General features: G+C 66.3%; 12 protein-coding genes. 11 read left to right on the plus strand and 1 reads right to left on the minus strand.

Annotation, left to right across the window (positions count from 1 at the left end):
* Positions 1 to 173 precede the first annotated feature (173 nt).
* From BSZ14_RS10765 to BSZ14_RS10790, 6 genes are all read left to right on the plus strand, one after another.
* On the plus strand, positions 174 to 1,700 hold the full coding sequence (locus BSZ14_RS10765; RefSeq protein ID WP_076710919.1) for an acyl-CoA carboxylase subunit beta: 1,527 nt from the start codon (positions 174 to 176) through the stop codon (positions 1,698 to 1,700).
* Between the two features lie 219 nt (positions 1,701 to 1,919).
* On the plus strand, positions 1,920 to 2,339 hold the full coding sequence (gene mce, locus BSZ14_RS10770) for a methylmalonyl-CoA epimerase (RefSeq protein ID WP_076710920.1): 420 nt from the start codon (positions 1,920 to 1,922) through the stop codon (positions 2,337 to 2,339).
* 8 nt (positions 2,340 to 2,347) lie between these two features.
* Positions 2,348 to 3,106: an enoyl-CoA hydratase-related protein gene (locus BSZ14_RS10775; protein ID WP_076710921.1), complete on the plus strand. Its 759-nt coding sequence runs from the start codon at positions 2,348 to 2,350 to the stop codon at positions 3,104 to 3,106.
* A gap of 72 nt (positions 3,107 to 3,178) precedes the next feature.
* The gene (scpA, locus tag BSZ14_RS10780) at positions 3,179 to 5,434 is read left to right on the plus strand and encodes a methylmalonyl-CoA mutase (protein ID WP_076710961.1); all 2,256 of its coding nucleotides are present in this window, start codon (positions 3,179 to 3,181) and stop codon (positions 5,432 to 5,434) included.
* Between the two features lie 14 nt (positions 5,435 to 5,448).
* On the plus strand, positions 5,449 to 6,471 hold the full coding sequence (bioB, locus tag BSZ14_RS10785; protein ID WP_042489455.1) for a biotin synthase BioB: 1,023 nt from the start codon (positions 5,449 to 5,451) through the stop codon (positions 6,469 to 6,471).
* A gap of 204 nt (positions 6,472 to 6,675) precedes the next feature.
* On the plus strand, positions 6,676 to 8,673 hold the full coding sequence (locus BSZ14_RS10790) for an acetyl-CoA carboxylase biotin carboxylase subunit (RefSeq protein ID WP_076710922.1): 1,998 nt from the start codon (positions 6,676 to 6,678) through the stop codon (positions 8,671 to 8,673).
* A gap of 104 nt (positions 8,674 to 8,777) precedes the next feature.
* On the opposite strand, the gene BSZ14_RS10795 is transcribed toward BSZ14_RS10790, so the two are convergent.
* Positions 8,778 to 9,620, minus strand: a complete 843-nt coding sequence (locus BSZ14_RS10795; protein WP_076710923.1) for an HpcH/HpaI aldolase/citrate lyase family protein — start codon at positions 9,618 to 9,620, stop codon at positions 8,778 to 8,780.
* Between the two features lie 80 nt (positions 9,621 to 9,700).
* On the opposite strand from BSZ14_RS10795, the gene BSZ14_RS10800 reads away from it, so the two are divergent.
* From BSZ14_RS10800 to cyoD, 5 genes are read left to right on the plus strand one after another with little or no spacing between them, the layout of a single operon-like run.
* The gene (locus BSZ14_RS10800) at positions 9,701 to 10,144 is read left to right on the plus strand and encodes a hypothetical protein (protein ID WP_076710924.1); all 444 of its coding nucleotides are present in this window, start codon (positions 9,701 to 9,703) and stop codon (positions 10,142 to 10,144) included.
* 50 nt (positions 10,145 to 10,194) lie between these two features.
* Positions 10,195 to 11,082 (plus strand): ubiquinol oxidase subunit II, encoded by an 888-nt coding sequence (gene cyoA, locus BSZ14_RS10805; RefSeq protein WP_076710925.1) that lies wholly within the window; start codon positions 10,195 to 10,197, stop codon positions 11,080 to 11,082.
* Complete coding sequence (gene cyoB / locus BSZ14_RS10810) at positions 11,079 to 13,091, plus strand: cytochrome o ubiquinol oxidase subunit I (protein WP_089413630.1); 2,013 nt, start codon at positions 11,079 to 11,081, stop codon at positions 13,089 to 13,091. The genes cyoA and cyoB overlap by 4 nt, the downstream gene beginning before the upstream one ends.
* 13 nt (positions 13,092 to 13,104) lie before the next feature.
* Entirely contained in the window at positions 13,105 to 13,740 is a 636-nt protein-coding gene (locus tag BSZ14_RS10815) for a cytochrome c oxidase subunit 3 (protein WP_076710926.1), read from the plus strand.
* Positions 13,737 to 14,120: a cytochrome o ubiquinol oxidase subunit IV gene (gene cyoD / locus BSZ14_RS10820; protein WP_042489469.1), complete on the plus strand. Its 384-nt coding sequence runs from the start codon at positions 13,737 to 13,739 to the stop codon at positions 14,118 to 14,120. The genes BSZ14_RS10815 and cyoD overlap by 4 nt, the downstream gene beginning before the upstream one ends.
* Positions 14,121 to 14,148: the final 28 nt, after the last annotated feature.

Genomic DNA, 14,148 nt, shown 5'->3' on the forward strand with positions numbered 1-14,148 from the left:
TCGCAGGGATTTCCGTTTTCGTAAGGGGAAGGCTGCCCCGCGCGCTCCCCCTCCCGCCTGCGGGAGGGGGAGCGCGCGGGGCAGCCTTCCCCTTACGAAAACGGAAATCCCTGCGATTGCCATCCCCTACGCCAGTCAGGCATAAGCCCGTGCAAAGACTAGAAGGAGAGGTCATGGCATCGACGATGGTCGAACTGGAACGCCGCCGCGAAGGCGCGCGCGCCGGTGGTGGTGAGAAGCGCATTGCCGCGCAACACGCCAAGGGCAAGCTGACCGCGCGCGAGCGGCTCGACGTGCTGCTCGACGAGGGCAGCTTCGAGGAGCTCGACATGTTCGTCGAGCATAACTGTACCGACTTCGGCATGACCGAACAGGTCGTCCCCGGCGACGGCGTCGTGACCGGCTCGGGCACGATCAACGGGCGGCTGGTCTTTGTGTTCAGCCAGGACTTCACCGTCTTCGGCGGCTCGCTGTCGGAACGCCATGCGCAGAAGATCTGCAAGATCATGGACATGGCGATGAAGGTCGGTGCGCCCGTCATCGGCCTGAACGATTCGGGCGGCGCGCGCATACAGGAGGGTGTGGCCTCGCTCGGCGGCTATGCCGAGGTGTTCCAGCGCAATGTGCTGGCGAGCGGCGTGGTGCCGCAGCTCAGCCTCATCATGGGGCCATGCGCAGGCGGAGCGGTCTATTCCCCCGCCATGACCGACTTCATCTTCATGGTGAAGGATTCCAGCTATATGTTCGTCACCGGCCCCGATGTGGTCAAGACGGTGACCAACGAGGTCGTGACCCAGGAAGCGCTGGGCGGCGCGGTGACGCACACCACCAAGACCGGCGTGGCGGACGTGGCGTTCGAGGACGATATCGAGGCGCTGCTGGCGGCGCGCGACTTCATCGACTTCCTGCCCGCCAACAATCGCGAAGGCGTGCCCGAGCGGCCGACGGCGGACGCCTGGGACAGACAAGAGGAAAGCCTCGACACGCTGATCCCGGCCAGCGCCAACCAGCCCTATGACATGCACGAACTGCTGTCGAAGGTCGTCGACGAGGGCGACTTCTTCGAGGTGCAGCCCGCGCACGGGGCCAACATCATCACCGGCTTCGGCCGGATCGAGGGGCGGACGGTCGGCTTCGTCGCCAACCAGCCGATGGTGCTGGCGGGGGTGCTCGACATCAATGCCAGCCGGAAAGCCGCGCGGTTCGTACGCTTCTGCGACGCGTTCGAGATTCCGATCGTGACCTTTGTCGATGTGCCCGGCTTCCTGCCCGGCACCGCGCAGGAGCATAACGGCATCATCAAGCATGGCGCGAAGCTGCTCTTCGCCTATGCCGAGGCGACGGTGCCCAAGATCACGGTCATCACCCGCAAGGCTTATGGCGGGGCCTATGACGTGATGGCGTCCAAGCATTTGCGCGGCGACCTCAACTATGCCTGGCCGACCGCCGAGATCGCGGTGATGGGCGCGAAAGGCGCGGTCGAGATCATCTTCCGGGGCAAGACGCCGGAGGAGATCGCCGAGCGGACGGCGGAGTACGAGGCGCGCTTCGCCAACCCGTTCGTCGCGGCGAGCAAGGGGTTCGTCGACGAGGTGATCCAGCCACACTCGACCCGCAGGCGTATCGCCTTGGGCCTGCGCAAGCTGCGGGGTAAGGACCTGGCGAATCCGTGGAAGAAGCATGACAATCTGCCGCTCTGAGTTGGTCGCTCGCGGCAAAGCCCTCCCCCATCCCCTCCCGCTTGCGGGAGGGGCGTGCTGGTGGACCGCGCGTGCCCGGAACATCTCCCCTCCCGCAGGCGAGTTTCAGGTTGGTCATGCCCCCGGCATGACCGAAACGATGCGGGGCATCGTTTACCTGAAACTGGGCTGGGGGAGGGCTGGCGCTGTCCGCATATTCCCACGCTGGAGGAGCGCCACATGACCCTGGGCCGCCTCAACCATATCGGCATCGCCACGCCTTCGATCGAGAAGACGATCGAAACCTATCGCCACATCCTCGGTGCCGACGCGATCGGCGAACCGTTCGACCTGCCGCCACAGGGCGTGCGGGTATGTTTCATCGACGCGCCGAATACCCAGATCGAGCTGATCCAGCCGCTCGACGAAACCTCCCCCATCGCCAACTTCCTGAAGAAGAATCCGGCGGGCGGACAGCATCATCTCTGTTTCGAGGTCGCCGAAATCCCCGCCGCGGTCGCCGCGCTTCAGGCCAAGGGCGCGACGCTGCTGGGAGCACCGCGCATCGGCGCGCATGGCACGCCGGTCGTCTTCCTCCACCCGCGCGACATGGGCGGGGTGCTGGTCGAGCTGATGGAAACACCGGGAGAGGGGCATTGAGCGACGCCATGCTGCGCGTCGAGCGTCGGGGCGATGTCCTGGTCCTGACGCTCAACCGGCCCGAGCGGCTGAACGCCGCGCCGCCCGCGCTGTTCGATGCGATCCGTGAGGCGCTGGACGCGCGTGGCGATGCGCGCGCGGTGCTGATCGCGGGCGAGGGGCGGGCCTTTTGCTCGGGCGCGGATATCTCGGGCGGCGATGTCGGTCCCGATACTGTCCACCGGGCGCTGGTCGAGCATTACAACCCCGCGATGCTGGCGCTCGCCGACCTGCCCATTCCCGTGGTCAGCGCGGTGCGCGGCGCGGCGGCGGGGATCGGGTGCAGCCTGGCGCTGGCCGCCGATTTCTGCATCGCGAGCGAGAATGCCTATTTCCTCCACGCCTTCGTCAATATCGGACTGGTGCCGGATGGTGGGGCGAGCTGGATGCTGCCCCGCCTGATCGGTCGGGCGCGGGCCGCCGAGATGATGATGCTGGGCGAGCGGGTGCCTGCGGCCAAGGCGCTCGACTGGGGTATGATCCACAAGGTCGTGGCCGACGATGCGCTCGACGCCGAAGCCCTGTCCCTCGCCGAACGGCTGGCGGCGGGGCCGAGCGTGGCGCTCGGGCTGATGCGCCGTGCGCTCCAGGCCGGGTTCGACAGCGACTATGCCACCGCGCTGACCCGCGAGGCGGAAGACCAGCGCACCGCCCGCGCGACCCAGGACGGCGAGGAAGGCGGCCGAGCCTTTTTTGAAAAGCGTCCGCCGCGTTTCCTCGGGCGGTAGGATACGGCCCCTTGCGCACGCATGATGATTTCGCTCTAGTGAAATAAAATAAGAGTGGATGAGGAGTGGCCGATGGCCGAACGCCCTGAGCTGTCCGATTGGGAAGCCCTTGCCGCGCGCGAGGTGAAGGGCCGCGATCTCGACTGGCAGACGCCCGAGGGGATCACGGTCAAGCCGCTCTATACCGCTGCCGATGTGACCACCGATCCCGGCCTGCCGGGCTTCGCTCCGTTCACGCGCGGCGTGCGCGCGAGCATGTATGCGGGCCGCCCCTGGACGATCCGGCAATATGCGGGCTTCTCGACCGCCGAGGAATCGAACGCCTTCTATCGTCGCAATCTGGCGGCCGGGCAGAAGGGGTTGTCGGTCGCTTTCGATCTGGCGACGCACCGCGGTTATGACAGCGATCATCCGCGCGTGACGGGTGACGTGGGCAAGGCGGGCGTCGCGATCGACACGGTCGAGGATATGAAGATCCTGTTCGACGGCATTCCGCTGGATGCCATGTCGGTCAGCATGACGATGAACGGCGCGGTGATCCCGGTTCTGGCCTTCTTCATCGTCGCGGCCGAGGAGCAGGGGGTTCACCGCTCCAGGCTGGAAGGGACCATCCAGAACGACATCCTCAAGGAGTTCATGGTCCGCAACACGTACATCTATCCGCCCGAACCGAGCATGCGGATCATCTCGGACATCTTCGCCTACACCAGCGCCGAGATGCCCAAGTTCAACAGCATCTCGATCAGCGGCTATCACATGCAGGAGGCCGGGGCTACGCAGCTTCAGGAGCTGGCCTTCACCATCGCCGACGGCATGGAATATGTAAAATATGGCGTGGCCTCGGGCCTCGACATCGACAAGTTCGCAGGGAGGCTGTCCTTCTTCTTCGCGATCGGCATGAACTTCTTCATGGAGGTCGCCAAGCTGCGCGCCGCACGCGTGCTGTGGCACCGGGCGATGACGCAGCTGGGGGCGAAAGACGAACGCTCCAAGATGCTGCGCACGCACTGCCAGACCAGCGGCGTGTCGCTGACCGAGCAGGACCCGTATAACAACGTCATCCGCACCACCATCGAGGCGATGGCCGCGATGCTGGGCGGCACGCAGTCGCTCCACACCAACGCGCTGGATGAGGCGATCGCGCTTCCCACCGACTTTTCCGCCCGGATCGCGCGTAATACCCAGATCGTGCTGCAGGAAGAGACGGGGATGACGAAGGTCGTCGATCCCCTGGGCGGCAGTTACTATATAGAGAGCCTGACCCAGAGCCTGGTCGACGGTGCGTGGGAACTGATCGAGCGAATCGAGGCCGAGGGCGGCATGGCGAAAGCGGTCGCGGCCGGCTGGCCCAAGGCGATGATCGAGGAAGCCGCCGCCGCGCGCGCCGCCAAGGTCGACCGGGGCGAGGATGTCATCGTCGGCGTCAACAAATACCGGCTGGCGGACGAAGCGCCGGTCGAAATCCTCGACATCGACAATCACGCGGTGCGCGCGGGGCAGGTGGCGCGGATCGCTCGCGTGAAGTCCGAACGCGACGAAGCGGCGTGCCAGGCCGCCTTGGATGCGCTGCGCCAAACCGCCAAAATTCCTCCCCTGCAAGGGGAGGTGGCATCGCGCAGCGATGACGGAGGGGTGTCACCCCTCTCGAGCGTGGACACCCCTCCGTCAGCGGCTGACGCCGCTGCCACCTCCCCCGCCGGGGGAGGAATGGGGAGTAACCTCCTCGCGCTGGCCGTGGAGGCGGCGCGGGCGCGCGCGACGCTGGGCGAGATATCTGCCGCGCTGGAGGATGTGTTCGGCCGTTACGGCACGCAACCCACCCCGGTGTCGGGCATCTATGGCGGTGCCTATGCCGAAGACGAACGCTGGGCGCGCCTGCTCCGCGGCGTCGAGGCGGTGGAGCGGCGTCTGGGCCGCAAGCCCCGGCTGTTCGTCGCCAAGATGGGCCAGGACGGGCATGACCGGGGCGCGAACCTCGTCTCCTCTATGTTCGGCGATCTGGGGTTCGAGGTGGTGCCCGGCCCGCTCTTCCAGACGCCGGAGGAAGCCGCCCGGATCGCGCTGACCCGCGACGTCGACGTGGTCGGCGCGTCCAGCCTGGCCGCCGGGCACAAGACGCTGATCCCCGAACTGATCGGCCACCTCCGCGAGGCGGGGCGCGCCGATATCAAGGTCATCGCGGGTGGCGTTATTCCCGCACAGGATTATCAGGCGCTCTACGATGCCGGGGTGCAGGCGATTTTCGGCCCCGGCACCAACCTTGTGAAGGCGGCCGAGGATGTGCTGAGGCTGCTGGGCCATAATATGCCGCCCGAGACGGGCGAATGACAGGACATGACGTGATGACGACGACCACCGCGCTTCGCCCCGAGGCGACCTTGCGCACCGACTGGACCCGCGCCGAGATCAGCGCTCTGTTCGACCTGCCCTTCACCGAGCTGCTGTTCCGCGCGGCCGAAGTCCACCGCGCGCATCACGCGGCGGACGAGGTGCAGCTCTGCACGCTCTGCTCGATCAAGACCGGCGGCTGCCCCGAGGATTGCGGTTACTGTTCGCAAAGCGCCTCGGCCGAGAGCGACGTGAAGGCCGAGAAGCTGATGGACGTGCAAGCCGTGCTGGCGGCGGCGGCCGAGGCCAAGGCGGCGGGCTCGCAGCGTTTCTGCATGGGCGCGGCCTGGCGGTCCCCCAAGGAGCGCGACATGGACAAGGTCGTCGCCATGGTCGAGGGGGTGAAGGCCATGGGGCTGGAGACCTGCATGACGCTGGGGATGCTTGATGCCCCTCAGGCGCAGCGTCTGGCCGAGGCGGGTCTCGACTATTACAACCACAATATCGACACCTCGCCCGAAAACTACGCCAACGTCATCACGACGCGCTGCTTCGAGGATCGGCTGGAGACGCTGTCCAACGTGCGCGACGCGGGCATTTCGGTCTGCTGCGGCGGGATCGTCGGCATGGGTGAGACGCGCGGCGACCGCGTCGGCTTCGTCCATGCGCTCGCCACCCTGCCGCGCCACCCCGAAAGCGTGCCGGTCAATGCGCTGGTCCCGGTCAAGGGCACGGTGCTGGGCGACATGCTGGCCGACACGCCGCTGGCGCGGATCGATGACATCGAGTTCGTCCGCACCGTCGCCGTCGCGCGCATCACCATGCCGATGAGCATGGTCCGCCTGTCAGCCGGGCGCGAGAGCATGTCGGCGGCGACCCAGGCCTTGTGCTTTATGGCGGGGGCGAACTCGATCTTCACCGGCGACAAGCTGCTGACCGCGGGCAATGCGGGGGACGATGCGGATGCCGCGCTATTCGCCAAGCTGGGCCTGAAGCCGATGGAAGGTGCCGAGCCGATGCGGGTGGCAGCCGAGTGATTTCGGTTCACCCCATCTTGATCACCCCGGCGAAGGCCGGGGTCCAGATGCGGTGAACCATCGATGGTGCGACGCATCGGCCTCCCCCCGAGGTGCTGCGGCGCGCCATCGACAAAAGGGGAACTGGACCCCGGCCTTCGCCGGGGTGGTGCTTCCCACAAGACATTCGACACGGACCAACGACATAAAAGGAGAGGTATCCCCGTGTTCCAGAAAATCCTGATCGCCAATCGCGGGGAAATCGCGTGCCGGGTCATCCGCACCGCCCGCGCGATGGGCATCGCCACGGTCGCGGTCTATTCGGACGCCGATGCCAGCGCGCCGCATGTCCGTCTGGCCGATGAGTCGGTCCGCTTGGGGCCAGCGCCCGCCGCCGAAAGCTATCTCAAGGCCGAGCTGATCCTCGCCGCCGCCAAGGCGACCGGCGCGGACGCGATCCATCCCGGTTACGGCTTCCTGTCCGAACGTGAGAGCTTCGCGAAAGCCTGTGCCGAGGCGGGTGTCGCCTTCATCGGCCCGCCGCCGAACGCCATCGCCGCGATGGGCGACAAGATCGAGTCGAAAAAGCTGGCCAAGGCGGCGGGCGTCAATGTCGTCCCCGGCTATCTGGGCGAGATCGCCGATACCGAGGAGGCGGTGCGTATCGCCGCCGACATCGGCTTTCCGGTGATGATGAAGGCCTCGGCGGGCGGCGGCGGCAAGGGCATGCGGCTCGCCTGGTCGGAAGCGGATGTGCGCGAGGGCTTCGAGGCGACCAAACGCGAGGGGCTTGCCAGCTTCGGCGACGACCGCGTCTTCATCGAGAAGTTCATCGAGTCCCCCCGCCATATCGAAATCCAGGTGCTGGGCGACCAGCATGGCAATATCGTCTATCTCGGCGAGCGCGAATGCTCGGTCCAGCGCCGTCACCAGAAGGTGGTCGAGGAAGCCCCGTCCCCCTTCGTGACCCCCGAGATGCGCCGCGCCATGGGTGAGCAGGCGGTCGCGCTGGCGCGGGCGGTCGGTTATTATTCGGCGGGCACCGTCGAGCTGATCGTGTCGGGCGCGGACACGACGGGCAAGAGCTTCTACTTCCTCGAAATGAACACCCGGCTCCAGGTCGAACATCCCGTCACCGAGGAAATCACCGGCCTCGATCTGGTCGAGCAGATGATCCGCGTCGCTGCCGGAGAGCCGCTGGCCTTCGGTCAGGACGAGGTGACGCTGACCGGCTGGGCGGTCGAGAACCGTGTCTATGCCGAGGACCCGTATCGCGGCTTCCTGCCCTCGACCGGGCGGCTGGTCCGCTACAACCCGCCCGCCGAACATTCGGAAGACGAAGCCCGCGTCCGCGTCGACGACGGCGTGGCCGAGGGCGGCGAGGTCAGCATGTTCTACGACCCGATGATCGCCAAGCTCGTCACCTGGGCGCCGACCCGCGAAGCCGCGATCGACGCCCAGATCGCCGCGCTTGATGCGTTCGAGATCGTCGGGCCGGGGACCAATATCGACTTCGTCTCCGCGCTGATGCAGCATCCTCGCTTCCGCGCAGGAGCGCTGTCGACGGGCTTCATCGCCGAGGAATATCCCGACGGCTTCCAGGGCGCGCCTGCCAGCGACGACCTGACCCGCACCCTTGCGGCGGTCGCCGCCTTCGCCGCCACCGCCGAGGCCGATCGCGCGCGGCGGATCGACGGCCAGCTCGGCCACCGCCTGCAACCGCCCGCCGACTGGACGGTGCGGATCGGCGGAGCGGATCATCAGGTCCATGTCTCGACCGACGGCATAACCGTCGATGGCGACGACCTGGACCTCGCCATCGCCTATACGCCCGGCGACCGGATGATCGCGGTCGAGGACGAAGATGGCGAGACGCTCCACGTCCGCATCGCGAAGACGCGCACCGGCTTCAAGCTGACCACGCGCGGTGCCAGCCACATGGTCCGCGTCCTCCCCGCGCGCGCGGCGGCTTATGCCCAGCACCTGATCGAAAAGGTGCCGCCCGACCTGTCGAAATTCCTGATCGCGCCGATGCCGGGCCTGCTCGTTCGATTGGACGTAGCCGAGGGTGATTCCGTCGAGGCCGGCCAGCCGCTGGCCGTCGTCGAGGCGATGAAGATGGAAAACATCCTCCGCGCCGCCAAGACCGGCACGGTGAAGACGATCAGCGCCAAGACCGGCGACAGCCTGGCCGTCGATGCGGTGATTCTCGAACTGGAGTAAACTCTACCGCCCTCACCCTTCCGGCGCTTCGCGCCTCCCTCCCTCTCCCAATGGGAGAGGGAAGGGGCCTGCCCGCGATAGCGGGTGGGAAGGGTGAGGGTAGATTATCCGGCCGCCTTCTCCGCACGCGCCAATATCCGCTCGGCCTCGGCCAGATGCAGGCGTTCGACCATCTGCCCGTCCAGCCGGATCGCGCCCAGCGTCGCTTGCGCGGGGTCGGCAAAGGCGTCCATCACCTTCCGCGCCCAGGCGATTTCCGCCGCATCCGGGCCGAACCCCGCATTCGCCGCCGCAATCTGGTTGGGGTGGATCAGCGTCTTGCCGTCGAAGCCCAGCCGCCGCCCCTCCGTGCATTCCGCCGCCAGCCGCTCGGGCGCGTCGAGCGCGTTGCATACGCCGTCCAGCGCGATCAGTCCGGCGCTGCGGGCCGCGACGACGATCTGGACCCGGAGTGGCAACAACGCCTCGGGCGCGGGCGGGGAGGGCAGGCGCATTTCCTTCGCCAGATCGTTGGTGCCCGCGACCAAAGCGGCCAGCCCCAACCCCGTTGCCGCCTGCGCGATCGCGCCGAGCGACAGGATACCGCGGCACGTCTCGATCATCGCCCAGAGCGGCACGACCGGCCCCAATGCCGCCCGCGCGGCGGCAAGCGTCGCGACATCGTCGACCTTGGGTATCAGCACCGCCGCCGGACGCGTCGTCGCCAGCGCGGCGAGGTCGTCCATCGCATGGGGCGTATCCAGTCCGTTTGTCCGCACGACCAGCAACCGCTCGCCAAAGCCGCCCTCGCGCACCGCCGCCACCGCCGCATCGCGCGCCATGGCCTTGGCGTCGGGGGCGACCGCATCCTCCAGATCGAGGATCACCGCATCGCTGTCGAACATGCGCGCCTTGGCGATGGCGCGGGAATTGGAGGCGGGGAGGAACAGGGCGCTGCGCAAGATCATGGCGCGAGCATAGCGGCGTCATGCCTCTGGTAAAATGGCGGAGTCGCGCCATAATCGAAGGCGCAAAGGGGGATGATGACATGACCGCGACGCTGTTGCTGCTGGGGCTGACGATCATGCTTTACGCCTGGCCGGACCTGCCGGTCAGCCGCTGGCTGGCGGGCATGGTGGTCGAGGCTCCGGCGCGGCTGCTGGGGCGGGTCCGACCGGGGCATTGGGCGATGATGGCGCTGGGTGTTGCGCTGCTCGGCCTCGCCATCTGGTTCGAGATCGATGAGATCAGGATGCTCGCCGCGGCGGCCGCGCCGATGGGCGATCTGGTCATGCTCGCCTCGGCGATCGAATGGGGCGGCGTGGCCGAACTGGTGATGGCGGCGGTCCTGTCCTCCTCGATGCTGGCGCGCTGGCCTGTTTTCGGTCGCTGGGCCGGGCGGATGTCCGCCAGCCGGACCGCTCGCCCGCGCCGGGTGGAGCGACCCGCCAATGACAGTGACGACGGCGAGGGGCATAGACGCGCCGCCTGATCCCTTTGCGGGGGCGGAACGAAAGCGTCAGGCCGCCGTTCACCCGCTGAATGCTCCGCGATCCGCGCCTCGCCAAAAATCATGCGCGTTTCGCGTGCCTTGGGTTGTGCGTCGTCCTTTCCGCCTGTGAGCCCGGCATACTGGACCCCGCCGGGCCGATCGCGGCGGGCGAGCGCAGCATCTTCTTCAACTCGCTGGCGGTGATGCTGGCCATTGTGGTGCCGGTCATCATCCTGGCCTTCGCCTTTGGCTGGTGGTTCCGCGCGGGCAACACCCGCGCCAGGCATCTGCCCGAATGGGCCTATTCGGGGCGGCTGGAGCTGCTGGTCTGGTCGATCCCCGCGCTGGCCATCATGTTCCTGGGCGGCATCGCCTGGATCGGCAGCCATGATCTCGATCCGCCCAAGCCCATCGCGTCCAAGGCCAGGACGATGACCATCGAGGTCGTCGCCACCGACTGGAAATGGCTGTTCCTTTATCCCGAACAGGGAATCGCGACGATCAACCGGCTGGTCGTGCCGGTCGGCACGCCGGTGAAGTTCCGGATCACCTCGGCGGGCGTCATGAACAGCTTCTTCGTGCCGCAGCTGGGCAGCCAGATCTACGCCATGTCGGGCATGGACTCAACGCTTCACCTGCGCGCCGACAAGGCCGGGCGCTATCGCGGGCTGTCGGCGCATTATAGCGGGGAGGGCTTTGCCGATATGAACTTCTTCGTCGATGCGGTGCCGCAGGCGAGCTTCGACCGCTTCGTCGCGACCGCCAAGGGCGGACAGGGCAAGACGCTCGACTGGAACGAGTTCATCGCGATGGCGCACCCCAGCCGCAATGTCCGCCCCGCCAGCTATCCCCGGCTCCAACCCGGCCTCTACGACCAGATCGTCATGAAGAATGGCGCGCCCGAGGGCGAGAAAGCCAAGGACGGGCGCGAGCAATGAGTCTGACCGGCAAGCTGGGCTGGGACTCGATTCCCTTCCACGAACCGCTGCCTTTGGTGTCGGCGGGCGTCATCGGCCTGGTGTTGCTGGGCGTCTTCATCTGGGTGTGGCGGCGCGGGCATCTGCCCTACATCTGGAGCGAGTGGATCACGAGCGTCGACCACAAGCGGATCGGCGTCATGTACTGCCTGCTGGCGGGCGTCATGCTGTTGCGCGGCTTTTCCGACGCGCTGCTGATGCGGTCGCAACAGGCGATCGCGTACGGCAACGAAGGCTATCTGCCGCCCGATCATTACGACCAGATTTTCTCCGCGCACGGCACGATCATGATCTTTTTCGTGGCGATGCCGTTCATGATCGGGCTGATGAACTTCGTCGTGCCGTTGCAGCTGGGCGTGCGCGACGTGGCGTTTCCAACGCTCAATTCGGTGAGTTTCTGGCTGACCGCCAGCGGCGCGCTGCTCATCAATATGAGCCTGGTCATCGGTGAGTTCGCCAAGACCGGCTGGCTGGTCTATCCGCCCTTGTCCGAACTGCGCTTCTCGCCCGGTGTCGGTGTCGATTATTACCTCTGGGCGCTGCAGATATCTGGGATGGGGACGCTGCTGTCGGGCGTCAACCTGGTCACCACCATCCTGAAGATGCGCGCGCCGGGGATGGGTTACAGCCGGATGCCGATGTTCACCTGGACGTCGCTGGCCTCCAACCTGTTGATCGTCGCGGCCTTTCCGGTGCTGACCGCTGTGCTGGCGATGCTGATCCTCGACCGATATCTTGGCTTCCATTTCTTCACGCCGGAAGCGGGCGGCAACCAGATGATGTTCGTCAACCTCATCTGGGCTTGGGGGCACCCGGAAGTCTATATCCTGATCCTGCCCGCCTTCGGCGTGTTTTCCGAGATCATCTCGACCTTCTCGTCCAAGCCATTGTTCGGCTATCGCTCGATGGTCATCGCGACCATGGTGATCTGCATCCTGTCCTTCATGGTGTGGCTGCACCATTTCTTCACCATGGGGGCCGGGGCCGATGTGAACGGCTTTTTCGGCATCACCACGATGATCATCGCGGTGCCGACCGGGGTGAAGGTCTTCAACTGGCTGTTCACCATGTATGGCGGGCGCATTCGCTATACGTCGATGATGCTGTGGTCGATCGGGTTCATCGTGACCTTCGTAATCGGCGGCATGACCGGCGTGATGCTGGCGGTGCCCCCGGCCGACTTCGTGCTGCACAACTCGCTGTTCCTGGTCGCGCATTTCCATAACGTCATCATCGGCGGGGTGCTGTTCGGCGCCTTTGCGGGCTTCACCTTCTGGTTTCCCAAGATGTTCGGTTTCACACTGGACGAGACCTGGGGCAAGCGGGCCTTCTGGTTGTGGCTGAGCGGTTTCTATCTCGCCTTCATGCCGCTCTATGTGCTGGGCCTGATGGGCATGACCCGGCGGATGCAGCATTATGACGTGCCCGGCTGGCATCCGTGGCTGATCGCGGCGGGCCTGGGCGCGCTGCTGATCGCCGCTGGCAACGCGTGCCAGGTCATGATGCTTTATGTTTCGATCCGTACCCGCAAGGATCGGGTCGACGAAAGCGGCGATCCCTGGGACGGGCGCACGCTGGAGTGGATCACCACCTCGCCGCCGCCCGCCTTCAACTTCGCGGTGCTGCCCGATGTGAAGGGCGAGGAGGCCTATTGGGGCATCAAGGCGAAGGCGCGCGAGAACCGCGCCCTGTCCGATCGCCCCGATTACGAACCGATCGAGATGCCGCGGAATTCGCCGACCGGAATCGTCACCGCCTTCTTCGCCACTGCCATGGGCTTTGCGCTGATCTGGCATATCTGGTGGCTGGTCGGCCTGGGTTTCTTCGGGGCCTGGGGGACGTTCATCGTCTTCGCATGGCGGGACAAGGCCGAGTATGAGATCCCGGTCGAGGAGGTCGAACGGCTGGACCAGGCGCGTCGCCGCAGCAAGGCGACGCTGCTGGACTTGCCGGAAGAGGCGCTGTCATGAACAAGAGCTTGGCATGAGCCAGACCGCCCAGGCGCATGATCCCAACAAGCTGGGCCGTACCGCCGAGCCCAACCCGGATGGCCCTGCGCCCAAGCGGGTGGTGGTGTCCTATGGCTTCTGGATCTTCCTGCTGTCGGACTTCATCCTGTTCGCCTGCTTCTTTGCCGGGTACGCGGTGCTGAAGGATGCGACGGCGGGCGGTCCCTCGGGCAAGGACCTGTTCGAACTGAAGCTGGTCGAGGCGGAGACGGTGCTGCTGCTGCTGTCCAGCTTCGCCTGCGGTCTGGCGGGGATCGGCACGCTGGCGCGCGACATGCGCTGGTTCCAGATCGCGATGGCGGCGACCGGGCTGCTGGGCGGAGGTTTCCTGGCGCTGGAGGCCTATGAGTTTCTCCACCTGATCGGCGAGGGGGCGGGGCCGGGGCGCAGCGCGTTCCTGTCGGCCTTCTTCGCGCTGGTCGGGTGCCACGGGCTCCATGTGCTGCTCGGCCTGCTCTGGCTGACGACGATGATGGCGCAGGCCTGGGCCAAGGGGTTCCGCGAAGACATATTGCGCCGCATCCTGTGCTTCAGCCTGTTCTGGCACGCGCTCGACATCATCTGGGTGGCGCTGTTCACCATGGTCTATCTGATGGGAGTGCGGGGATGAGCCAGCGGCCCGACGAGGAAATGGCCCGCGACGAAACCGCGCCGGGCGTCGAGAGCGAGAAGGACTCGGTCGTCGGCGGCATCCGCAGCTATGCGATCGGGCTGGTCGCGGCGGCGATCCTGACGGCGGCATCCTTCGCGCTGGTCCAGTTCGATATCGTCTGGGGGCCAGCCGTGCCCGCTGCCCTCGTCGCGCTGGCGATCGGGCAGATGGGGGTGCATCTGGTGTTCTTCCTCCACATCACCACCGGGCCGGACAATAGCAACAATGTGCTGGCGCTGCTGTTCGGCATATTGATCGTGGCGCTGGTCCTGCTGGGCTCGATCTGGATCATGGGGCATCTGAACCACAATCTGATGGGGCCGATGGCGACGCCTTAGGAGCGGTCGATACGTTCCATTCCTCCCC

This window comes from Sphingomonas sp. Sph1(2015) (assembly GCF_001970915.1).
GTDB classification, from domain to species: domain Bacteria; phylum Pseudomonadota; class Alphaproteobacteria; order Sphingomonadales; family Sphingomonadaceae; genus Sphingomonas; species Sphingomonas parapaucimobilis.

Coding starts and splice junctions, on each gene's coding strand:
- mce (WP_076710920.1), top strand. CDS start 1,920: ATGACCCTGGGCCGCCTCAACCATATCGGCATCGCCACGCCTTCGATC.
- BSZ14_RS10815 (WP_076710926.1), top strand. CDS start 13,105: ATGAGCCAGACCGCCCAGGCGCATGATCCCAACAAGCTGGGCCGTACC.
- BSZ14_RS10765 (WP_076710919.1), top strand. CDS start 174: ATGGCATCGACGATGGTCGAACTGGAACGCCGCCGCGAAGGCGCGCGC.
- scpA (WP_076710961.1), top strand. CDS start 3,179: ATGGCCGAACGCCCTGAGCTGTCCGATTGGGAAGCCCTTGCCGCGCGC.
- cyoD (WP_042489469.1), top strand. CDS start 13,737: ATGAGCCAGCGGCCCGACGAGGAAATGGCCCGCGACGAAACCGCGCCG.
- BSZ14_RS10800 (WP_076710924.1), top strand. CDS start 9,701: ATGACCGCGACGCTGTTGCTGCTGGGGCTGACGATCATGCTTTACGCC.
- bioB (WP_042489455.1), top strand. CDS start 5,449: ATGACGACGACCACCGCGCTTCGCCCCGAGGCGACCTTGCGCACCGAC.
- BSZ14_RS10775 (WP_076710921.1), top strand. CDS start 2,348: ATGCTGCGCGTCGAGCGTCGGGGCGATGTCCTGGTCCTGACGCTCAAC.
- BSZ14_RS10795 (WP_076710923.1), bottom strand. CDS start 9,620: ATGATCTTGCGCAGCGCCCTGTTCCTCCCCGCCTCCAATTCCCGCGCC.
- cyoA (WP_076710925.1), top strand. CDS start 10,195: ATGCTCCGCGATCCGCGCCTCGCCAAAAATCATGCGCGTTTCGCGTGC.
- cyoB (WP_089413630.1), top strand. CDS start 11,079: ATGAGTCTGACCGGCAAGCTGGGCTGGGACTCGATTCCCTTCCACGAA.